The sequence below is a fragment of the Mucilaginibacter sp. A5337 genome, assembly GCF_059690695.1.
Genome location: NZ_JCAWEC010000003.1, coordinates 142,056 through 165,174, shown reverse-complemented (window position 1 = coordinate 165,174; position 23,119 = coordinate 142,056). Strand labels below are relative to the sequence as shown.

Annotated in this window: 20 protein-coding genes; 17 read left to right on the top strand and 3 right to left on the bottom strand. The window is 43.2% G+C overall.

Annotated elements, in window-relative coordinates; translation table 11 throughout:
* Positions 1–23: 23 nt before the first annotated feature.
* Positions 24–485 carry a redoxin domain-containing protein gene (locus AC59JO_RS10595; protein ID WP_497305219.1) on the bottom strand — a complete coding sequence of 154 codons (462 nt, stop codon included), beginning with the start codon at positions 483–485 and terminating at the stop codon, positions 24–26.
* 201 nt (positions 486–686) lie between these two features.
* On the opposite strand from AC59JO_RS10595, the gene AC59JO_RS10590 reads away from it, so the two are divergent.
* The gene (locus tag AC59JO_RS10590; RefSeq protein ID WP_497305217.1) at positions 687–3,086 is read left to right on the top strand and encodes an ABC transporter permease; all 2,400 of its coding nucleotides are present in this window, start codon (positions 687–689) and stop codon (positions 3,084–3,086) included.
* A gap of 358 nt (positions 3,087–3,444) precedes the next feature.
* On the opposite strand, the gene AC59JO_RS10585 is transcribed toward AC59JO_RS10590, so the two are convergent.
* Positions 3,445–4,314, bottom strand: coding sequence for a GGDEF domain-containing protein (locus tag AC59JO_RS10585; RefSeq protein ID WP_497305215.1), 870 nt, complete (start codon positions 4,312–4,314; stop codon positions 3,445–3,447).
* A gap of 123 nt (positions 4,315–4,437) precedes the next feature.
* On the opposite strand from AC59JO_RS10585, the gene AC59JO_RS10580 reads away from it, so the two are divergent.
* The 3 genes from AC59JO_RS10580 to atpC all read left to right on the top strand — a co-directional run bounded on the left by AC59JO_RS10580 (position 4,438) and on the right by atpC (position 7,511).
* Positions 4,438–5,424, top strand: coding sequence for an NAD(P)H-quinone oxidoreductase (locus AC59JO_RS10580; protein WP_413666180.1), 987 nt, complete (start codon positions 4,438–4,440; stop codon positions 5,422–5,424).
* Between the two features lie 174 nt (positions 5,425–5,598).
* Positions 5,599–7,104, top strand: coding sequence for a F0F1 ATP synthase subunit beta (gene atpD, locus AC59JO_RS10575; protein WP_413666179.1), 1,506 nt, complete (start codon positions 5,599–5,601; stop codon positions 7,102–7,104).
* Positions 7,105–7,259: 155 nt separating this feature from the next.
* A complete protein-coding gene (gene atpC, locus AC59JO_RS10570) occupies positions 7,260–7,511 on the top strand; it encodes an ATP synthase F1 subunit epsilon (protein ID WP_091174059.1) in 252 nt (83 codons plus the stop codon).
* A 72-nt stretch (positions 7,512–7,583) separates the two neighbouring features.
* On the opposite strand, the gene AC59JO_RS10565 is transcribed toward atpC, so the two are convergent.
* A complete protein-coding gene (locus AC59JO_RS10565; RefSeq protein ID WP_413666178.1) occupies positions 7,584–8,363 on the bottom strand; it encodes a Fic family protein in 780 nt (259 codons plus the stop codon).
* Between the two features lie 165 nt (positions 8,364–8,528).
* Between AC59JO_RS10565 and AC59JO_RS10560 the strand changes: the two genes are divergently transcribed.
* The 13 genes from AC59JO_RS10560 (at position 8,529) to ilvA (ending at position 23,013) form a co-directional block, all read left to right on the top strand.
* Positions 8,529–8,762 (top strand): hypothetical protein, encoded by a 234-nt coding sequence (locus tag AC59JO_RS10560; RefSeq protein ID WP_413666177.1) that lies wholly within the window; start codon positions 8,529–8,531, stop codon positions 8,760–8,762.
* Between the two features lie 353 nt (positions 8,763–9,115).
* On the top strand, positions 9,116–10,822 hold the full coding sequence (ilvD, locus tag AC59JO_RS10555) for a dihydroxy-acid dehydratase (RefSeq protein WP_497305212.1): 1,707 nt from the start codon (positions 9,116–9,118) through the stop codon (positions 10,820–10,822).
* 138 nt (positions 10,823–10,960) lie between these two features.
* The gene (gene ilvB, locus AC59JO_RS10550; protein WP_497305210.1) at positions 10,961–12,697 is read left to right on the top strand and encodes a biosynthetic-type acetolactate synthase large subunit; all 1,737 of its coding nucleotides are present in this window, start codon (positions 10,961–10,963) and stop codon (positions 12,695–12,697) included.
* A gap of 29 nt (positions 12,698–12,726) precedes the next feature.
* Positions 12,727–13,329, top strand: a complete 603-nt coding sequence (gene ilvN, locus AC59JO_RS10545; RefSeq protein ID WP_091213124.1) for an acetolactate synthase small subunit — start codon at positions 12,727–12,729, stop codon at positions 13,327–13,329.
* Between the two features lie 237 nt (positions 13,330–13,566).
* Complete coding sequence (gene ilvC, locus AC59JO_RS10540; RefSeq protein ID WP_091213120.1) at positions 13,567–14,625, top strand: ketol-acid reductoisomerase; 1,059 nt, start codon at positions 13,567–13,569, stop codon at positions 14,623–14,625.
* A gap of 196 nt (positions 14,626–14,821) precedes the next feature.
* Positions 14,822–16,234, top strand: a complete 1,413-nt coding sequence (leuC, locus tag AC59JO_RS10535; protein WP_497305207.1) for a 3-isopropylmalate dehydratase large subunit — start codon at positions 14,822–14,824, stop codon at positions 16,232–16,234.
* A gap of 113 nt (positions 16,235–16,347) precedes the next feature.
* Positions 16,348–16,758, top strand: a complete 411-nt coding sequence (locus tag AC59JO_RS10530) for a GxxExxY protein (RefSeq protein ID WP_497305205.1) — start codon at positions 16,348–16,350, stop codon at positions 16,756–16,758.
* A 115-nt stretch (positions 16,759–16,873) separates the two neighbouring features.
* Complete coding sequence (gene leuD, locus AC59JO_RS10525) at positions 16,874–17,464, top strand: 3-isopropylmalate dehydratase small subunit (protein WP_413666172.1); 591 nt, start codon at positions 16,874–16,876, stop codon at positions 17,462–17,464.
* Positions 17,465–17,577: 113 nt separating this feature from the next.
* Positions 17,578–18,378, top strand: coding sequence for a methyltransferase domain-containing protein (locus AC59JO_RS10520; RefSeq protein ID WP_497305203.1), 801 nt, complete (start codon positions 17,578–17,580; stop codon positions 18,376–18,378).
* A gap of 60 nt (positions 18,379–18,438) precedes the next feature.
* Positions 18,439–19,509: a 3-isopropylmalate dehydrogenase gene (gene leuB, locus AC59JO_RS10515; RefSeq protein ID WP_413671143.1), complete on the top strand. Its 1,071-nt coding sequence runs from the start codon at positions 18,439–18,441 to the stop codon at positions 19,507–19,509.
* Between the two features lie 112 nt (positions 19,510–19,621).
* Entirely contained in the window at positions 19,622–20,377 is a 756-nt protein-coding gene (locus AC59JO_RS10510) for a class I SAM-dependent methyltransferase (RefSeq protein WP_413666170.1), read from the top strand.
* Between the two features lie 216 nt (positions 20,378–20,593).
* Positions 20,594–21,760 (top strand): 2-isopropylmalate synthase, encoded by a 1,167-nt coding sequence (locus AC59JO_RS10505; RefSeq protein WP_090530095.1) that lies wholly within the window; start codon positions 20,594–20,596, stop codon positions 21,758–21,760.
* Between the two features lie 2 nt (positions 21,761–21,762).
* On the top strand, positions 21,763–23,013 hold the full coding sequence (gene ilvA / locus AC59JO_RS10500) for a threonine ammonia-lyase IlvA (protein ID WP_413666169.1): 1,251 nt from the start codon (positions 21,763–21,765) through the stop codon (positions 23,011–23,013).
* The last annotated feature ends 106 nt before the right edge of the window (positions 23,014–23,119 follow it).

Genomic DNA, 23,119 nt, shown 5'->3' with positions numbered 1-23,119 from the left:
CCGCTGCAAATTTTTATTCAAAATTATTTTACAATTTCTGCAATAGCTTTAAAGTCAGGTAACTGACCTGCATCTTCAAGCACCTCGGCGTAAATGACATTCTGCTCTTCGTCAATTACGAAGGCCGCGCGCTTGGCTACACCTTTAAGTCCCATAACAAATTGGTCATAAATAGCGCCATAAGCTGTAGATACTTCCTTGTTAAAATCAGAAAGCAAATCAAACTGATAATTGTTCTCCTCTTTAAATTTAGCTAAAGTAAAAGGCGAATCGACAGAAATGCCCAATATGGTAGCGTTTAGGCCGTCATAATACCCAAAGCTGTCGCGCATGGTGCAAAGCTGCGTGGTACAAACGCCCGTAAAAGCCAGAGGAAAAAAGTGGATAACTACTTTGCGGCCTTTAAAATCGGCCAGTGAAACGCTTTTTAAGGCAGATGAAATCAAAATAAACTGAGGAGCCGGCTGGCCGATCTGTAATGACATATGGTGTTGTTTGTTTTAAGCAAATGAATGAAAATAAAATGAGTTAAATAAGCACACCTCCTTTTTTAACATTAAGATGTTTAAATGAATGCCTGCTTTATATAAAAGGCCGATCAAATAACACAAAAACTAAAAAATTAGTTATTATTATCGATTAACTAAAAACTTAGTTATATCTTTATAACATAAACCTTTTATGCTATGTTCAGGAACTACTTTAAAACCGCGCTGCGAAGCTTATTAAAAAACAAAGGCTTTACTTTTATTAATATTATAGGTTTAGCATTAGGGTTGGCCATTTGCCTGCTCATTACATTTTATGTGACAGATGAATTGAGTTACGATCAATATAATGTCAAACACAAAAGGATCTACCGAGTTAATACCGACCTAAAATTTAGCGGAACGCTTACTGAATATGCCATAACAGCTATTCCGGTTGCCAATGTTTTAAAAACAGAATGCCCCGAAGTTGAAACAGCCGTACGTGTAACACCGGCATTAAACATCCGCTTTAAAAAAGGCGACGAAATTGTACGCGAAGATGGCACGACATTTTACAGCGAACCCAATATTTTTGATGTATTTACCCTCCCCCTACTCTCCGGCGATGCCAAAACGGCTTTAAAGGAACCTAACACGATAGTGATCGCTGAGTCGATGGCTAAAAAATATTTTAACCGCAGCAATGTGATTGGGCAAACTTTGTTTTTAGTAACAAGCGGTACATCACTCAAAATAACCGGCGTCATGAAAGATATGCCGGTACAATCGCATTTCAGGGCCAACTTTTTACTGGCAGCCAGTCCGGTTAACAACGATGCTCCATGGAACAGGCTAACCGCCTTTGCCACTTATGTGCTGGTTAAACCCAACACAAACATTGCCAGCCTCGAATCAAAACTCAATGCAGAAATGCAAGAGGGACTTAAAGGTTCAAGCACTATGAATTACAGCAAGTTCAGGTCCGGCGGCAACTACTTCAAACTTAGCCTGATGCCGGTAACAGATATCCACCTTAAATCAAACCGGGTAATGGAGTTGGGGGCTAATGGCAACAGCCAGTATGTTTATATTTTTTCGGCGGTGGCTATATTTATTTTATTACTGGCCTGTATTAATTTCATGAACTTGTCCACAGCCCGCTCGGCCAGTCGAGCACGCGAAGTTGGGGTACGCAAGGTATTAGGCTCATCGCGCAAGCATCTTATTTTCCAGTTCCTTGCCGAGTCATTGATCGTAACTTTCGTAGCTGCCGTTATTGCGGTGTTTGCCGCGTGGGCCCTGCTACCTTTATTCAATCATCTTTCAAACAAACAATTAGTCATAAATGCGCAAACTGCAACCTGGCTATTGCCTGCATTATTAAGCATTGTTGTTATAGTGGGTGTTTTGGCAGGCTCCTATCCCGCATTTTTCCTTTCGGCATTTCAACCCATTAATGTTTTAAAAGGGAAGATCTCAACAGGCTTTAAAGGTGGTACATTCCGGAGCACGCTGGTGGTTTTCCAGTTTTCCATTTCTATTTTTTTGGTGATAGGCACTTTGGTGATCTATAACCAACTCAACTATATTCAAAATAAGAACCTCGGCTTTAACCGAAACCAGGTACTTATCCTCAACAACGTTAATACGCTTGAACACCCCGAACTGTTGAAACAGGAGATTAAAAAGCTACCCGGTGTTATTAACGCTACGCTTACCAGCTTTTTACCAACAGCCAATAACAAAGTGTTAAACTATGTGTCGCCCAGTGGAAAAGAGGGCCAGTCTACCCAATTCTGGAAAATTGATGAAGATTACATCGGCACCATGGGTATGCAAATGAAGAATGGCCGCGGTTTTTCCGGGGAGTTCAGGACCGATTCAACAGCGATGGTTATCAATGAAACAGCGGCAAAAGTATTTGGTTATGGCAATGATGCCATTGGCAAAACCATCAACACGGGCATTGCTAAGGACCTAAAAAAATATCATGTGATAGGCGTAGTAAAGGATTTCAACTTTAGTTCGTTGCGCGATAATGTCACCCCGCTGGTAATGGTGCTCGACAACGATTGGCTGGCGCGTTTAAGCATCCGCATAAATACCTATAACCTGCCCATCCTGATGACCGGAATAGAGAAAACCTGGAAAACCATCGCCCCAAATGAGCATTTTGAATATTCGTTCATGGACGCCGATTTTGATGCCCTGTACCGCACCGAGCAACGCATGGGGCAACTATTTATCATTTTTACGGGCTTAGCTATAGCTATTGCCTGCCTTGGTTTATTTGGCCTTGCCGCTTATGCCGCCGAGCAACGTAACCGGGAGATAGGCATTCGCAAGGTATTGGGTGCAAGCATAGCGGCTATTGTAACCATGTTATCGAAAGACTTTGTGAGGTTAGTGACTATGTCATTTTTAATTGCAGCGCCATTGGCCTGGTTAACTATGAACAAATGGCTGCAGGGTTTTGCTTACCGGCAAGATATACAATGGTGGGTGGTGATATTAGCAGGCGCGGGGGCTGTGGTTATCGCGTTTGTTACTATCAGTCTACAATCTTTCAGGGCTGCAGCGGCTAATCCGGTTGAGAGTTTGCGGGTTAGCGATTAGAGGTTGGGAGCTACTATGCCGGTGATTGGCTTGTAATTTCTGTTAACATATAGCACTTTTAAACATGAGGTACCTACGGAGCCAAAAAGTTACTTTATAAGTTGCTATAAACACGGTACTCCTAACGGAGTTTTAATTTAACGCCGAATACCCCAGAGAGGTACCGTGTTTATAGAAAATAAATCGAAAACCTTTAGGCTCCGTAGGTGCCTCGTATTTACTGTTGATTTTAAAAGCGTATTACTTACCGTCCGCATTCTAAAACAAACCCTCGACCGACGCAAGTATGAAGGGCGGGAATGGAGGGCAATCGCTACTTGTGCCTTTAGCAACGGTATAAGTAGCCTTTATCTTCAGATCATTGGATCTTAAAAATCCTTCTTGCGTTATCATATAAGGATTTATATTTCAAAAATGTATCTTCTTCTGTTTTATCCCAATAAACCCGTAGCCCATTACTTTCTTCAGCTGCCTGCACAAATCCTCTTTGCAACTTATCATAAGCCTGTTCAAAGGTATCTGATGGATATAACGGTACGATAGCACCGTGAAAAGTAATTTTGTAATTTGAAAAAACAGGAGATTCAGCGTTCAGTTCTTCCAGCTGCTTTTGGATCCTCGCTAAAAAACCGACTGCCTCATACTGGGGGCCTTTTATCAGAAAAATAAACTCATCTCCACCTGTGTATTTTCGGTAGATGCGTTTCATGAAATTATTTTCAAGTTTATAATCCCGCTTGTAGATCTCCTCGTCCCTTCTCATCCTGCCAAACAACTCCTGGGCAATCGTCCTGATCACTTCATCGCCTTTTTGAAACCCTTGTTTTTTATTTATCTCACCAAAACCGTCTAAATCAATCAGTATTAGATGAAATAACTCTTTGGGTCTGTTTTGAATATCTATTTTAAACTTCTCCTGATTGGCAATACCGGTCACAAAGTCTATCAAACGCATCCTTTCAGAATCTAATAATAATGCTTTCACATTTTCCAGTTCTGTTTTAGTTTTCTTGTGACTGGTAACTTCTTTGAAATAAAAAATATAAACACTATAAAACACCAGCAAACCAATGCCTAATAACGAAAACACATATAACGGAACGCTGATAGTTATCCCGGCAGGAAAAAAGAATGCCTTGATTTTATCAAACTCCGTAAAAAATAAAATTATACCGGTAATAGTTGTCAGTATTACGCCAAGCGAGGTTATAAGTTTACGGGGCTCCACAATAATTAAATTGATATTTAGGATGATATAAATTTATACAATTAGTTTTAATCTGAAGCCAATACGCAGAGGCTTTTCCTTACATGACATTTTCATCTTAACTTAGCTTTCAACGTCATACCTATGAAAGCAATAGTAATAACCCAACCCGGTGGCCCGGAAGTTTTGCAATTGGCCGAAAGGCCAAAGCCTCAATACGGAGCCGATGAAGTACTGATTAAAGTAATGGCGGCCGGTGTTAACCGCCCCGATGTGTTTCAGCGCAAGGGGAATTATCCGCCACCTGCCAGCGCCCCTGCAGATATCCCCGGACTGGAAGTAGCCGGCATAATTGTCGAAGTAGGTGACGCTGTTATCCAATGGAAACCTGGCGATAAGGTTTGCGCGCTGGTTACTGGCGGCGGTTATGCCGAATATTGCAAAGCACCCGAAGGCCAATGTCTCCCCGTACCTGCCAACCTTAGCTTCACCGAGGCGGCTTCACTGCCCGAAACATTTTTTACAGTGTGGAGCAATGTGTTTGATCGTGGCAATCTGCAACCCGGTCAATCGCTGCTGATACATGGCGGATCAAGCGGTATTGGTGTAACGGCTATTCAAATGGCCAAAGCTTTGGGCAGTACCGTTTATGTAACAGCCGGTTCTGATGAAAAATGCGGCTTCTGCGAGCAGCTTGGCGCCGACAAGGCCATCAACTATAAAACAACTGATTTTAAAGACGCGATCAAATCGCTTACCCATAGCATTGGCGTTAATGTGATCCTGGATATGATTGGCGGCGACTATATACCCGGCAATATCGATTCGTTGGCTGTTGAAGGCAGGCTGGTGATGATCAACGCCATGAATGGCCGCGAAGTGCAGCTTGACCTGGCTAAAGTCATGGCCAAAAGGCTCATCATTACGGGCTCCATGTTAAGGAGCCGTGAGGTTGCATTTAAAGCCGCTATCGCCCAAAATCTCGAACAAAAAATATGGCCTTTGCTATCATCAGGTAAAATCAAGCCCATAGTGTATAAAATTTTCGATGCCGGCGAAGCTGCAGAAGCTCATAAACTGATGGAAAGTAGTACTCATACAGGCAAAATTGTATTGACTTTCGCGCAATAAAGGCAAACAATTAACAATGTTGAAATTATCCTTTAAAAAACTTGGTACACTATTTAAATAATTGGATAGAAATCTTAACTTTGCGCCTCTGAAATAGCATCTTATACATTCCTGTTACAAATGATGTATGTTGCTGTTCAGTAAAAGCATTTTTTAAAAAACACCAGGTTATATATGCCAAACATTGGAAAAATTTCAAGGATCATTGGTCCGGTAGTCGACGTAAGTTTCGCTGATGACGCTCATCTTCCTAAAATTTATGACGCGTTAGAGATCACGAAAGACAATGGCCAAAAAATCATTTTAGAGGTTCAGCAGCACTTAGGCGAAGACCGTGTACGTGCCATCGCGATGGACTCGACCGACGGTTTGTTACGCGGTATGAAGGTATTGGATACCGAAGCGGCTATCAAAATGCCTATCGGCGATAACATCAAAGGTCGTGTATTTAACGTGGTAGGTGATGCTATCGACGGTATTGCTAACCTTGACAAATCAAACGGTCGCCCTATCCACGCTACTCCTCCAAAGTTTGATGATCTATCAACCGAAACTGAAGTACTTTTTACAGGTATTAAAGTTATCGACCTTTTAGAGCCTTATGCAAAAGGTGGTAAAATCGGTTTGTTTGGTGGTGCCGGTGTAGGTAAAACAGTATTGATCCAGGAACTGATCAACAACATCGCGAAAGCTTATGCAGGTTTATCTGTATTTGCAGGTGTTGGTGAGCGTACACGTGAAGGTAATGACCTTTTACGTGAGATGCTTGAGTCAGGCATTATAAAATATGGCGACGCTTTCATGCATTCAATGGAAGAAGGCGGTTGGGACTTAACTAAAGTTGATACCGAAGCCATGAAAGATTCAAAAGCAACATTCGTGTTCGGTCAGATGAACGAGCCGCCGGGTGCACGTGCACGTGTGGCCCTTTCAGGCTTAACTATTGCCGAGTATTTCCGTGATGGTGATGAAGATGGTAAAGGCCGTGATATCCTTTTCTTTATCGACAACATCTTCCGCTTTACCCAGGCAGGTTCAGAAGTATCAGCGCTATTAGGCCGTATGCCATCTGCAGTAGGTTACCAGCCAACGCTTGCTACCGAGATGGGTACCATGCAGGAGCGTATCACTTCAACCAAACGCGGTTCAATCACGTCAGTACAGGCAGTTTACGTACCTGCGGATGACTTGACCGACCCGGCGCCGGCTACAACCTTCGCCCACTTGGATGCTACTACCGTACTTTCACGTAAAATTGCCGAGCTTGGTATTTACCCTGCGGTGGATCCGTTGGATTCAACCTCACGTATCCTTAGCCCAGCAGTTTTAGGTGACGAGCACTACAATACCGCGCAACGCGTTAAAGAAACTTTACAACGCTACAAAGAGCTTCAGGATATCATCGCCATCTTGGGTATGGACGAGCTTTCTGAAGAAGATAAGTTAGTTGTATCACGCGCACGTCGTGTTCAGCGTTTCTTGTCACAGCCGTTCCACGTTGCCGAGCAGTTCACCGGCTTAAAAGGTGTACTGGTTGACATTAAAGATACCATCAAAGGTTTCAACATGATCATGGACGGCGAAGTTGATGAGTATCCTGAAGCAGCTTTCAACTTAGTTGGCAGCATTGAAGATGCTATTGAAAAAGGCAAAAAGCTGTTAGCTGAAGCTAACGCTTAGATTTGAGATGTGAGATATGAGATTTGAGATAGAAGACCTAAATTTGGTTAATATCATTCAAGCTTATATCTCACATATAAAACCCGATTTAAGATCGCAGATCAGGACAGCGTTGTCTCACGTCTCAAATCTCAAATCTCATATCTAAAAAAGACATGACATTAGAAATTCTTACTCCCGATAAAAAAGTTTACGAAGGCGAGGCCACCTCGGTAACCCTGCCTGGTGCTTTGGGATTATTTGAAATACTGAACAACCACGCCCCTATTATTTCCACCCTTCAGGATGGCAAACTTACCGTACGCGGTGGTGCTGCTAAAGAAGAAGTGTTTTTTATTAAAGGCGGTGTTGTTGAAGCATTAAACAATAAAGTAACTGTTTTGGCCGAAGGTATTCAGCACAAATAGGCGCTACTTTATAAACTTACATAAAGCGCCCGGGTATCATTATCCGGGCGCTTTTTTTGTAGGGATATCTCTTTAAAACGATTGTGGCAACATTAATAAAAAAGGCAAAGCAGCTGAATAATCTAACAGATCATATTCAAGCCCAAGCAACCTGATGTTATGATAATACGTTTGGTGATGATCATAGTAATATTTTTCCGATTGCAGAAACCAGGCTTTCGTACCAAGCTTTTCGGCTATGAACCATTTTTCGAGTAAACGGGCGGTACGACCATTACCATCTTCAAAAGGATGGATCTTCACGAAGATCAGATGGATCATTGAAGCGAAAAAGAAAACTTCGGGGGTAGTTAGCTTAGCTTTTAATAACAAATCAACATCATTAAAAAACAGTTCCAACTTTTGTTCAACCAAATCGGGGGCGCAGGCAACATATTCAATTTTGCCATCCGGTGTTATTACAAACATATTGCCGGTACGCAGTTTCCCTCTGCGGTCTTTTTGCAAGATATGTTTGGTAAGCAAGCTATGGGCTTCCTGAACTGACTGGTAGTTTAATTTGTTTATTTGAGCAAACTGATAAGCCTCGTAAAGATCATCTATCTTCTGCGTATAATCAGGCAAAAAATGTACTCCAAGCATTTTATGTTTCACAAACGAATCAAGCTCTATATTTTCACCTTCAATTTTTGAAGAGAAAACCGCTGAAACTGAAGTATAAAAACTAAAAGTATTTGTCGACAGAGCGCTATCTTCTAATTGCTCGAAGTCTTGAAGAAGTGCATGAGGTACCTGTTCCCGATATTCGTCCAGCAGGTCAATTGGTAATATTTCAAAAGGCAAATCCTTCATTGGATAGTGTAAAGATACAATCGCATCTTTATTATTTTTCTTATTTGGAAACATTTGAACTAATTACACCACAAACTAAAGTCATATTGAATCTACTATAAACAATTAAACCCTGTATTAAGTACTGTTATAATAGTTAGATTTGTACTTTCAGTGTGTAAAACCATGAAAATATTAACCATCCGGCAAAAATTAATGATCTACCTGGCAGATGCCGATGATAGCAAGATTGAGGCTGTTTATACACTTTTAGAAAAAGATATCCATGATAAAACTATCGTTAATCTCAGTAGAGAACAATTGGAAATATTGGACAACGAACGCAAGATCCATTTAAGTGGTCAAACAAAATCTTATACTCGCCGGGAGGCTAATCAAATCGTCAAAACCATGCGTTAAAACCTTAATAAAAATAAGGCTTCTTACCTTCACAACTACTAACTCCAACCGCCATTTCCTTCATTTCAGGCAGAAAATCGACAACTTACTATGCATGCATAAAAAACATACCGAATACCGTTTTGAACTTTGGTATATTTCATTAAAAATTTTATATCTTTATAAATAAATTTTACAAAATTAAATTTCAAATAAATAAAATAATTAAAATAAAATACTTATTTCAAAAAATCAGTGGCGACTATTGCTATTACCTGACGCGATGGCTACCTTACATATATTGATTTTCGATACCAAGTAAACCAGTATCATCAACAAAATTAAATACTAACACTGTCTACATATCTAATAAAATGAGTTCATCATCAGATACCACCAAGGCTATAGAATTGAACAAGTATAGCAAAACCTTTACCCAGGACCCAACGCAGCCTGCCGCACAGGCCATGCTTTACGGAATTGGCTTAACCGACGACGATATGCGCAAAGCACAGGTCGGCGTGGCCAGCATGGGTTATGATGGTAACACTTGTAACATGCACCTGAACGACCTGGCTAAACTGGTTAAACAAGGTATCTGGGATGAAGATATGGTAGGCCTGATATTCCACACCATTGGTGTAAGTGATGGCATGAGTAACGGTACCGAAGGTATGCGTTACTCATTGGTAAGCCGCGATATTATTGCCGATTCCATTGAGGCTGTTACCGGCGCTCAATATTATGATGGTTTAATTACCCTGCCTGGTTGCGATAAAAACATGCCTGGTTCGGTAATGGCCATGGGTCGCTTAAACCGTCCGTCGATCATGGTATACGGTGGTACTATCAAACCAGGCCACTGGAAAGGCGAAGACCTGAACATCGTATCGGCATTTGAAGCTTTAGGCAAAAAGATTGCCGGCCAGATTGATGATGTTGATTTCATGGGTGTTATTAAAAATGCCTGCCCAAGCGCGGGTGCCTGCGGTGGTATTTATACCGCTAATACTATGGCTGCCGCTATTGAAGCCTTGGGTATGAGCTTGCCATATTCATCATCAAACCCGGCATTAAGCGCCGAGAAAAAAGCAGAATGCCTTGCAGCAGGAAAAGCGATCAAGGTACTGTTAGAAAAAGATATCAAACCGTCAGACATCATGACCCGCGAGGCATTTGAAAATGCTATTGTTGTGATCATGGTACTGGGTGGCTCAACCAACGCGGTATTGCACCTGATTGCAATGGCTAAAAGCGTTGACGTAAAACTAACCCAGGATGATTTCCAGGCGGTAAGTAACCGTATCCCCGTACTGGCCGATATGAAACCAAGCGGTAAATACATGATGGAAGACCTGCACAACATTGGCGGCGTTCCGGCTGTAATGAAATATTGTTTGGAGCAAGGCTGGCTGCATGGCGATTGCCTTACAGTTACTGGTAAAACTATTGCCGAAAACCTGGCTGAAATCCCTTCGTTGGAGTTTGAAACTCAAAAGATCATCAAACCTGTCGAAAACCCGATCAAAGCTACCGGTCACCTGCAAATCCTGTACGGAAACCTTGCTGAAGGCGGTAGTGTTGCCAAGATCACCGGTAAAGAAGGTGAGCGTTTCACCGGCCCCGCCCGTGTATTCGATGGCGAGTTTGAACTGATTGCCGGTATCCAGAGCGGCCGTGTTAAAAAAGGTGATGTTGTGGTGATCCGCAACGTAGGTCCTAAAGGCGCGCCGGGCATGCCGGAAATGCTGAAACCAACCTCGGCCATATTTGGTGCCGGTTTAGGTAGCTCAGTAGCGTTAATTACCGATGGACGCTTTAGTGGCGGTACACATGGCTTCGTCGTCGGTCACATCACACCCGAGGCTTACGATGGTGGGTTTATAGCGATGGTAAAAGATGATGATATAATTGAGATTGACGCCATTGCAAACAAGATAAACGTTTCGCTGCCGCAAGAAGAAATAGCCGCACGCCGTGCCGCATGGCAAAAACCGGCGCTGAAGGTTACCAAGGGTGTGTTATATCGTTACGCTAAAAACGTAACTACCGCTGCCGAAGGCTGCGTTACCGACGAATAAGCAATGAACAAAATGGCGTATTATAAAAGCCATGAATAAAGTGAACATAAACTAAGCCCGTTCATTTTAGCAAATTAGAGACAGATAGAATAAATCAGTTTAGCACCAAAAAGTGCTATGAATATAAAAAATACAGGTATGGAAACTGCACAAGAAACCTTAACCGCGCCAGCCGCCACCGAAACCGTAAACGTTTCAGGATCGGTAGCATTATTGGAAGCATTGATAGCCGAAGGTACGGATACCATTTTTGGATATCCGGGCGGCGCCATCATGCCCATTTATGATGCTTTGTTTGATTACAATGACAAGCTGAACCACATATTGGTACGCCATGAACAAGGCGGCATTCACGCCGGCCAGGGCTATGCACGTACTTCGGGCAAAGTGGGCGTGGTATTTGCCACCAGTGGTCCGGGTGCCACTAACCTGGTAACCGGTTTGGCCGATGCCCAGATCGATAGTACTCCGTTGGTTTGTATTACCGGGCAGGTATTCGCGCACCTTTTAGGTACCGATGCTTTTCAGGAAACTGATGTGATCAACATTACCACCCCGGTTACCAAATGGAACTATCAAATAACTGATGCTACCGAAATCCCGGAAGTTATTGCCAAGGCATTTTACATTGCCCGCAGCGGCAGGCCCGGCCCGGTATTGATCGACATTACTAAAAACGCACAAATTCAGCTATTTGATTTTGCAGGCTATAAACCATGCGATCATATCCGCAGCTACAGGCCAAAACCAATCGTTCGCCCGCAATACATTCAGCAGGCTGCCGAATTGATCAATAGCGCTCAAAAACCATTCATCCTGTTTGGTCAGGGTGTTATTTTGGGCGGTGCTGAGCAGGAGTTTAAAGCTTTTGTTGAAAAAAGCGGTATCCCTGCAGCCTGGACAGTACTTGGTGCCGGCGCTATCCCTTCAGACCATCCGTTAAACGTAGGTATGTTGGGTATGCATGGCAACTACGGCCCTAACGTTTTAACTAACGAGTGTGATGTATTGATCGCGATAGGTATGCGTTTTGACGACCGTGTAACCGGTCGCCTGGATAAATATGCTAAACAAGCAAAAGTTGTTCATTTGGATATTGACCCGGCTGAGATCGACAAGAACGTAAAATCAACAGTACCGGTTTGGGGTGATTGCAAGGAAACCCTTCCGTTGCTAACCAAAGCCATCGAACAAAAACAGCACACCGAATGGTTGGCTAAATTTAACGACTACACCCGCCAGGAAGTTGAAGCTGTTATCCATAACGAGCTTAATCCAACTACGCCTGAAATGACCATGGGCGAAGTAATTAAACAACTTAACGAGCTTACCAATGGGGATGCGGTTATCGTAACCGACGTAGGTCAGCACCAGATGGTGGCCTGTCGTTATGCCAAATTCAATAAAACACGCAGCAACGTTACCAGCGGCGGTTTGGGTACTATGGGCTTTGCATTGCCTGCGGCTATAGGCGCTAAATTTGGTGCTCAGGACCGTGAGGTTGTGGCTATCATTGGCGATGGCGGTTTCCAGATGACTTTACAAGAATTGGGTACCATAATGCAAAGCGGTATCGATGTAAAAATCATCATCCTTAACAACCGTTTCCTGGGCATGGTAAGGCAATGGCAGGAGCTTTTCAACCAACGTCGTTACTCGTTTGTTGATATCCAAAGCCCTAACTTTGTAACCCTGGCTTCAGCTTATGGTATCCCGGGCAAATCAATTGACAACCGTGATGATCTGCCTGCTGCTTTAAGCGAAATGCTGAACAACAAAGGATCATACCTGCTTGAAGTAATTGTTACCAAAGAGAATAACGTATTCCCGATGGTACCACAAGGATGCAGTGTAAGCGAGATCAGGTTAAAGTAAAAATCTCACCTACTTAAAAAATTTGAGTCATGAGCGAAGCAGAAAAAAAACAGGAATTTAACATCACCATATATACCGAAAACCAAATTGGTTTATTAAGCAGGATAGCTATTATATTTACACGCCGTAAAATCAATATCGACAGCCTGAACACTTCTCCGTCGGAGATTGACAGTATTCACCGCTTTAATATTGTAATTAACGAGTATGAAGAAGTAGTGCGTAAACTTACCCGCCAGATAGAAAAACAGGTTGAGGTGTTAAAAGCATATTATCACACCAACGAAGATGTGATTTGGCAGGAATTAGCGTTATATAAGGTATCAACCGATGTAATTGCCGAAAAGGTTAGCGTTGAGCGCTTATTACGCGAAAACGGTGCACGTGCGGTAGTGATCCGTAAGGACTACACCGTGTTTGAAACCACCGGTCACCGCGAGGAAACCGATAACCTGATCAACATATTACAACCTTATGGCCTGATAGAATTTGTACGCAGCGCCCGTGTTGCTATCATTAAGGATAGCGAAGGCTTTAACAGCAAACTGCGCGAGTTTGAAAGGCTTGAACCAGGCGAAGAGGTAATAGAAAACGAATACCTTAACCAGGGCGAGAAGGTGTTTACGATGTAATCCCGCCGACGGCGGAGAGATTAGTGATTGGAGAATAGAGATTAGTTGAGTTGGCTCTTGGTTAATAGATGATGGTTCATAGTCAGAAGGTCATAATCAACGCAATCAAACCGCATCAAGGGTCAAAATCGGTGTAATCATTAAATAATCGGTGTAATCAAGAAAAATAAATTACTCAATACAAATAAAATCGGTGAGATCACCACTAATCGGTGAAATCACAAAAATCAAAAAACAATGGCAAAACTAAATTTCGGCGGCACTGAAGAAAACGTAGTAACCCGCGAAGAGTTCCCTCTATCAAAAGCTCAGGAAGTATTAAAAGATGAAGTAGTAGCGGTAATTGGCTACGGTGTACAAGGTCCGGGCCAGGCCCTGAACCAAAAAGATAACGGTATCAACGTAATTGTTGGTCAGCGTAAAGGCACCAAAACATGGGATAAAGCTATCAGCGATGGCTTTGTACCGGGCGAAACCCTTTTTGAAATTGAAGAAGCTTTAGAAAAAGGAACTGTAATTTGCTACTTATTGAGCGATGCAGCCCAGATCGCGTTATGGCCAACTGTTAAAAAACACCTAACTCCAGGCAAAGCCCTTTATTTCTCTCATGGCTTTGGTATCACTTTCAACGAGCAAACAGGCATCGTGCCTCCTGCTGATGTTGACGTGTTCCTGGTTGCTCCTAAAGGTTCAGGCACTTCATTGCGCCGTATGTTCCTGCAAGGCCGCGGCTTAAACTCAAGCTACGCTATCTTCCAGGATGCTACAGGTAAAGCATTTGACCGTGTTATCGCTTTAGGTATCGCTGTAGGTAGCGGTTACTTATTCGAAACTAATTTCAAAAAAGAAGTATACAGCGATTTAACCGGCGAGCGTGGCACATTGATGGGTTGTGTTCAAGGTATCTTCGCTGCTCAATACGATGTATTACGTAGCCATGGTCACTCTCCGTCTGAAGCATTTAACGAAACTGTTGAAGAGCTTACCCAATCATTAATGCCGCTTGTTGCTGAAAACGGTATGGACTGGATGTATGCCAACTGTTCAACTACTGCTCAGCGTGGTGCGCTTGACTGGTGGAAAAAATTCCGTGACGCTACTAAACCGGTATTTGAAGAGCTTTACGAAAGCGTTGCAACTGGTAAAGAGTCTCAACGTTCTATCGATTCAAACAGCCAGCCGGATTACCGCGAAAAACTGGATGCCGAACTGAAAGAATTACGCGAAAGCGAATTATGGCAAGCAGGCAAAACCGTACGCAGCTTACGTCCTGAAAACCAGGTTGTAGAAGCTTAGTATTAGTGGCAGTAGCAGTTTTTAGTGGCAGTTAAGCCGCTGTGATTGCAACTGCCTACTTTTAATATATTAGTGGCAGTAGCAGTTTAAAGGAGCAGTAAAACACTGCAACTGCCGCTGCTACTGCCACTTAAAACTAAGGGCAAGCAGCAAATCAAAAACTGCAACTGCTACTGCCACTTAAAACTATAATAAAATGGGACAAACATTATTTGATAAGATCTGGGATGCGCACGTCGTCAGCAGCAGCGAGGGGTTCCCGGATATTTTGTACATCGATACACATTTCATTCACGAGGTAACCAGTCCGCAGGCATTTGATGGTTTGCGTCAGAGAGGCTTACCCGTTTTCAGGCCAAAACAAACTGTGGCCACCGCCGATCACAACGTTCCAACTATTGATCAGCACTTACCCATTAAAGAAGAACTTTCACGCTACCAGGTAGATATGCTCACCAAAAACTGCAAAGAGTTTGGTGTTGAGCTATATGGCTTAGGCCACCCGTACCAGGGTATCGTTCACGTTATAGGCCCCGAACTGGGCATCACCCGTCCGGGTGGTACTTATGTTTGCGGCGACAGTCATACTTCAACCCATGGCGCTTTTGGTGCTATTGCCTTCGGTATTGGTACATCGCAGGTTGAGCAGGTGTTGGCTACACAATGTTTACTTCAGTCGCGCCCAAAACGCATGAAAATTGAAGTGAATGGTAAACTACAAAAAGGCGTTGGTGCCAAAGATATTATCCTTTACATCATATCGCAGATCTCGGCTGCCGGTGGTACCGGTTATGCTGTCGAATATGCCGGCGATACCATCCGCTCACTGAGCATGGAGGGCCGCATGACCATCTGTAATATGAGCATCGAAATGGGTGCCCGTTGCGGACTGATAGCGCCCGACGAAACAACTATTGAATACGTAAAAGGCCGCGAGTTTGCCCCTAAAGGCGAAGACTGGGATAAGGCCGTAGCTTACTGGAAAACTTTATACTCTGATGCTGATGCAGCTTTTGATGAAGTATTATCCTTTAAAGCCGAAGATATTGAGCCGATGATCACCTACGGAACAAATCCGGGTATGGGCATCGGTGTTACACAACACGTTCCTGAAACTGCTTCGTTTGAAGCAAAAGAGCAGGGATCATATAAAAAAGCCCTTGATTACATGGGCCTGCATGATGATGAAATGCTATTGGGCAAACCAATTGATTACGTATTCATCGGCAGCTGTACCAACTCGCGCATTGAAGACCTTCGCCAGGTAGCCGAGTTCGTAAAAGGCAAACACAAAGCCGATAATGTTACCGTATGGGTAGTTCCCGGCTCAAAACAAGTACAGCAGCAAGCCATTGCCGAAGGACTCGACAAGATATTTAACGAAGCCGGCTTTCCGCTCCGCGAACCAGGTTGCAGCGCATGCCTCGGCATGAATGAAGACAAGATCCCGGCGGGTAAATACTGCGTATCAACTTCAAACCGCAACTTTGAAGGAAGACAAGGACCTAACTCACGTACGTTCCTTGCAAGCCCGCTTACTGCGGCAGCAAGTGCAATTACGGGAGTGGTTACGGATATCAGGGAATTTCTCGCTGAGGAGGTTGTCTGAACCGGAATTAAACGAATTTGTTGAATTACACGAATTTTAGAATTTTTTGAATTTGCTTTTGAAATTCGCGTAATTCTTTAATTCGGCAAATTCAAGCTCAGAAAAGATGATAAATGGATACTGTAAAGAAAACGCCCACAGAATTTAAAGACTGCTCAAGTAAAATTATAGGTTGCGCTATGAGGGTTCATTCAGTTTTAGGGAATGGTTTTCAGGAGGCGATTTATCAGAGAGCGTTAGAACTTGAAATGGCCCATGAAGGTTTAGGGTTTGTAAGAGAAATGGAGATGCCGATCTTTTACAGAAACGAGCAGATTGGCACGCGACGGGTTGATTTCTTTGTTGAGGGAGAAATAATGGTTGAACTGAAAGCGATTATATTTTTGGAGGATGTTCACCTCGCCCAAGGCATTAATTACCTCGAAGCATACAATATAAAAACCGGGTTGCTCATTAATTTGGGAAGTAAGAGCCTCCAGTTTAAACGACTATTGAATAAGAAGTATAATCCGGATAATGTTTGAACCGGGATTGAACGAATTAAGGAATGATCAGGCTTAAAACCTGATTCAAAAAAATTCTAAAATTCGTGTAATTCAAAAAATTCGACAAATTCCGGTTCAGAAAAAAGAAAATACAATGGCAACTAAAATATTTAAACACGTCCAAACCAGCATAGTGCCTTTGCCTATCGAAAACATCGATACCGACCAGATCATTCCTGCAAGGTTTTTGAAGGCTACTACCCGCGACGGTTTTGGTAATAACTTATTCCGCGACTGGCGTTTTGATGGCGATGATAATCCCAAACAGGATTTCGTACTTAATAACCCAACCTTCAGCGGTAAAGTGCTTGTAGCCGGTAAAAACTTTGGCTGCGGCAGTAGCCGTGAGCACGCTGCATGGGCTATATCTGATTATGGTTTCGACGCGGTAGTGAGCAGCTTTTTCGCCGATATTTTTAAAGGCAACGCGCTTAACAATGGTTTATTACCAGTACAGGTGAGCGAAGATTTTTTGAAAAAGATCTTTGATGCTGTTTATGCCGATCATAAAGCCGAGGTAGAGATTGATCTGGAAAACCAGACCATCACCATCTCTTCAACCGGCGAAAAAGAAAGCTTCGAGATCAACCCGTACAAAAAAGCCTGCCTGATAAACGGCTACGATGATATCGACTATATTCTGAGCCAAAAAGGTAAGATAGAGGAGTTTGAGGAAGCTCGTTAAGGTTAAAGGCTAAAGGTCAAAAAAAATGACTCAACGACCTGATGGCAGCAAAACTAAAATGACCTGCAAAGAAATGACCTAATGACAGCGCAGCTAAATGACAGAGTAACGTAATGACAACAACAAACAAGCATATTCAAAGAGAAGGTAAAGGTACTGCCAAATTATTCGACGAACGGAGTTTAGCGAATGACTATGCAACCCTTGCCCCCCTGCTCAGGCCGGGCCTGAAGGTGCTGGATGTTGGTTGTGGTACCGGCGCTATCTCTAAAGATATTGCCGCATTGGTTGGTGAAAGCGGTCATGTTACGGGCATTGATAACACCGAATATTTTATCCAGAGTGGTAAGGAAACTTACACTTCGGTTCAAAATATGGAGCTGATCTATCATGATCTGTTCAGCTTTGAGCCGGAAGAAAAGTACGACCTTATTGTTTCGGCAAGGGTATTACAGTGGTTGAGCAATCCGGTTGAGGCTTTAAAGAAAATGTATTCGTTGTTAAAACCAGGTGGTACAGTATCCATTTTGGATTATAACCACGAGGCTTTACAATGGCAACCGCAACCACCGGCAAGCATGCAGCGCTTTTATGCTACCTTTTTAAGGTGGAGGGGCGACGCCGGCATGAACAACCACATTGCTGAAGACCTGCCGGAACATTTGCAGGAAGCCGGCTTTACCAATATCGAAACAATTGATGCTGATGAAGTTTACCAGAAAGGCGACTATAACTTTGTAAACAAAGCGGGCATCTGGGCAAAAGTAGCTCAGTCAAAGCAAATGGTTGAGGAAGGCTATATTGACGATGAATCGCGTTTGCTTGCTATTGATGAGTACACCAACTGGGTAGAAAATGAAGCCCAGCAAATGGTGATGAAACTAAAAGAAGTAAGAGGAATTAAACAGGCATAAGTCCTGAAATTATTAACCATAAAATAAAAATCCCCCTTTAGGGGGTTTGGGGGCATGGGAATTAAAAAACACATATTAGTAATACCTGGCGACGGGATAGGCCCCGAGGTTACCACCTGGGGTAAAGCAGTTTTAGAAAAAATTGGTCAGGATTTTGGCCACGAATTTACGTTCGACGAAGCCCTGATGGGCCACGCGGGCATCGAGGCAACCGGCAACCCGCTGCCTGATGAAACCCTGGCTAAAGCTAAAGCAAGCGACGCTATCCTGTTTGGCGCTATCGGTCACATCAAATATGATAATGATCCATCGGCCAAAGTACGTCCGGAGCAGGGATTATTAAAGATCCGTAAAGAGCTTGGTTTATATGCCAACCTGCGCCCTATTATGTTGTTTGATGAGCTTTTGGATGCATCAAGTCTTAAGCCCGAAATATTGAAAGGCACTGATATTCTTTTCTTCCGCGAATTAACCGGCGACGTTTATTTCGGCGAGAAAAAACGCAGTGAAGACCGTAATACCGCGTCCGACCTGATGATCTATTCACGTTACGAAGTTGAGCGTATCGCTATCAAAGCTTATGAGGCAGCTCGCGTACGTGGTAAAAGGTTATGCTCGGTTGATAAAGCTAACGTACTGGAAGCTTCACGCTTATGGCGCGAGGTGGTACAGGAAATTGCCAAACAATACCCTGACGTTGAAACTGAACATATGTTTATCGACAACGCGGCTATGCAGCTGGTTAAAAATCCTAAAAAGTTTGATGTGGTACTAACAGCTAATCTTTTTGGTGATATCCTTACCGACGAAGCATCGCAAATTGCAGGCTCGATGGGTATGCTTGCTTCGGCTTCGGTAGGTGATGGAACAGGATTTTTTGAGCCTATCCACGGTTCGGCGCATGATATTGCCGGCCAGGATAAAGCTAACCCATTAGCTTCTATCCTATCTGTTGCCCTGATGCTTGAAATAAGCTTCGGCCTTAAAGAAGAAGCTAAAAAGATAACGGATGCAATTGATAAAACGCTTAAAGACGGTTACCGCACCGGCGATATTGCTGATGCTAATACCGACAAAGCAAAAATTTTAGGCACAATGGCTATGGGCCAAAAAGTGCTTGAATATTTATAGGTAGAGATTAGAGATCAGGCAAAAAATCGGTGAAATCATCAATCAATCGGTGAAATCCCAACAAAAAAAGAATCGGTGTAATCAAAAAATCATCGGTGTAATCTAAGAAAACATGAAATGGAACGCTGATTTATACGACCAAAAGCATGCCTTTGTATTTAAATACGGAGAAGATGTGCTTGAGTTTTTGGATGTGAAACCAGGTGAGCGCATCCTTGACCTGGGTTGCGGCACAGGCCATTTAACTAAACTAATACAGGATAAAGGCGCCATCGTAAAAGGCACCGATTATTCGCCCGAAATGATAGCTCAGGCCAAACAGCTTTACCCTGATGTTGATTTTGCGGTAGAGAATGCGGCTGATTTTCACACCACAGAAAAGTATGATGCCGTGTTTTCAAATGCGGCCCTGCATTGGGTGCTTGATGCCAACGGTGCTATTCACAGCGTAGCCAACAGCCTTAAAAAAGGAGGCCGGTTTGTTGCCGAAATGGGCGGCAAGGATAATGTTGAACGTTTGATTGAGGCTACCAAACTGGTGCTGCATAATCATGGTTACAATGAAAATGCCGACGCTAAAATATGGTATTTCCCTTCAGTTGGCGAGTATGCTACCAAACTGGAAGAGCATGGTTTCAGAGTGACCTACATGATTCATTATGATCGCAGAACCGAGCTGCAGGATGGCGAACAAGGTGTTGCCAAATGGATTACTATGTTTGGTGCACAATTTTTAGAAGGCATCCCCGAGGATGAGAAAGAACAGATCCTGGCCGAGATCACCAAAAAGCTTGAACCTTTTTATAATGATAACGGCCAATGGTATGCTGATTACAAAAGGTTAAGATTTGTTGCCATTAAAAAGTAGATATGAGACGTGAGATTTGAGATATGAGATTTTTTCTCTAACTTGAATATCCACTTCTTCAAAGAGATATGAGAAGTGAGATTTGAGACATGAGATTTCTTTATATCTCAACTTATACCTCTAACAAAAAATAAAAGAAACAAAAAATAACAATATAGATGATTAGACATGAGTCTCAAATCTCATATCTAACATCTCAAATCTAAATAAAACGATATGTTACACGATCCCAACCGCGTTTATGTTTTTGATACCACGCTCCGCGATGGCGAGCAGGTACCGGGTTGCCAGTTAACAACCCCCGAAAAGATTGAGATAGCTAAGGAACTGGAACTACTGGGCGTGGATATTATTGAAGCAGGTTTCCCGGTTTCAAGTCCGGGCGATTTCCAAAGCGTTGTTGAAATTTCAAAAGCAGTTAAAGAGCCTACCGTTTGTGCGCTTACCCGTGCCAACAAAGGTGATATTGATGCTGCTGTAGCATCTCTGCAATATGCCAAACGTCCAAGGATCCATACCGGTATCGGTTCGTCTGACATGCACATCAAGCATAAATTCAACAGCACCCGCGAAGAGATCTTAGAGCGCGCTGTTGAAGCCGTTAAATACGCAAAAAAATCGGTTGAGGATATCGAGTTTTACGCCGAAGATGCAGGCAGGGCCGATGTGGTTTATTTGGCGCAAATGGTTGAGGCTGTTATCGCCGCCGGCGCAACTGTGGTGAACATTCCGGATACTAACGGTTATTGCTTACCAGACCAATACGGTGCTAAGATCAAGTTTTTGAAAGAAAACGTTAAAAATATTGATAAAGCTATCATTTCGGTACATTGCCATAATGATCTTGGTTTGGCTACTGCCAATTCAATAGCCGGTTTACAAAATGGTGCCCGTCAGATTGAAGGTACCATCAATGGTATCGGCGAGCGCGCAGGTAATACCTCTATAGAAGAAGTGGTGATGATCCTGAAAACGCACCATACCCTGGGCCTGCATACCAATATCGACTCTAAACGGTTCTATGAATTGAGCCAGATGATCCGTACGCAAATGCGGATGCCGGTACAGCCTAACAAAGCTATTGTAGGTGCCAATGCCTTTGCCCACAGCTCAGGTATTCACCAGGACGGCTTCCTGAAAATGCGTGAAAACTACGAAATAATTCGCCCTGAAGATGTAGGCTTTCCGAGCGCCACAATAGTGCTAACCGCGCGCAGCGGCAGGCATGCTCTGAAATTCCATCTGGAGCGTTTAGGATATACGCTGGATAAGGAAGAACTTGCTTTTGTTTACAATAACTTTTTAACGCTTGCCGATAGTAAGCTTGACATAAATGACCAGGATTTGCAAGGCCTTATGGCGCACCGACTGGTAAAAAATTAACAATGGAAACTGATACAAAAAGCCAGCTTGATTTTGAAGCGGCATACCAGCGGATAAAGGACGTTGTGAAACGTACACCGCTGCAATATAACGCCGGTCTTTCGGCAAAATATGAGTGCGAAGTTTATTTAAAACGCGAAGACCTGCAGGTTGTTCGCTCCTATAAGTTGCGCGGCGCATACAACATGATCAGTCAGCTAAATGATGATGAGTTGAGCCGTGGCGTGGTTTGCGCCAGCGCGGGTAACCATGCCCAGGGCGTAGCCTTTTCATGCAACAAAAAAAACATTAAAGGCGTAATTTTTATGCCCGAAATTACCCCCAAACAAAAGGTTAAACAAACCGCCATGTTTGGCAACGGTAATATAGAGATTGTACTTACCGGCGATACTTTTGATGATTGCCTGGCCGAGGCACTCGCCTATACCGAAAAAAACCAGATGACCTTCATCCCTCCTTTTGATGACTACCGTGTTATTGAAGGCCAGGGAACCGTAGGCGTTGAGATACTGCAGGACCTGCCAGATATTGAAGTGGCGATTATGCCCATCGGTGGTGGCGGTTTTGCTTCAGGAACAGGTACTTATCTTAAAAACAATGTCCCAAATATCCATCTGATAGGCGTTGAGCCGGAAGGTGCCCCATCAATGCTGGGCGCTATCAACCATGGTAAGCCCATTACATTAGATGAAATAGACCGTTTTGTTGACGGTGCCGCCGTTAAGCGTGTTGGAGCATTAACTTATGATATCTGTAAAGACATCCTGAACGATATGCTGCTGGTACCTGAGGGTAAAATTTGTACCACCATATTGAAACTTTACAACGAGGATGCTATTGTAGTTGAACCTGCAGGCGCGTTGTCAGTAGCGGCACTTGACGCTTGTAAAGAGCAGATCAAAGGTAAAAAGGTAGTTTGTATCATCAGCGGCGGTAACAATGATATTGCCCGGATGCAGGAGATCAAAGAAAAGTCACTGCTGTACGAAGGCCTGAAACATTACTTCATTGTTCGTTTCCCGCAGCGTCCGGGGGCATTGAAACTGTTTGTGAACAGCGTATTAGGTCCTGGTGATGATATTACCCGTTTCGAGTTTATCAAAAAGAATGAAAAAGAAAATGGTCCGGCGCTGGTAGGTATCGAATTAAAAAATGCCGAAGATTATCCTGCGTTATTACAGCGTATGCACGCACATCGTTTCAATGTTATTGAATTGAATAAGGATCAGACTTTGTTTGAGTATTTGGTGTGAGATAATTCCAAATCTTAAACTTGCTGTCCGTTTCTGGCGCAAGTCTTGTGCGATGGATTGAGGTCAGATGACTTGTGCTTCTTACAAATCATCTGACCTAACAGAA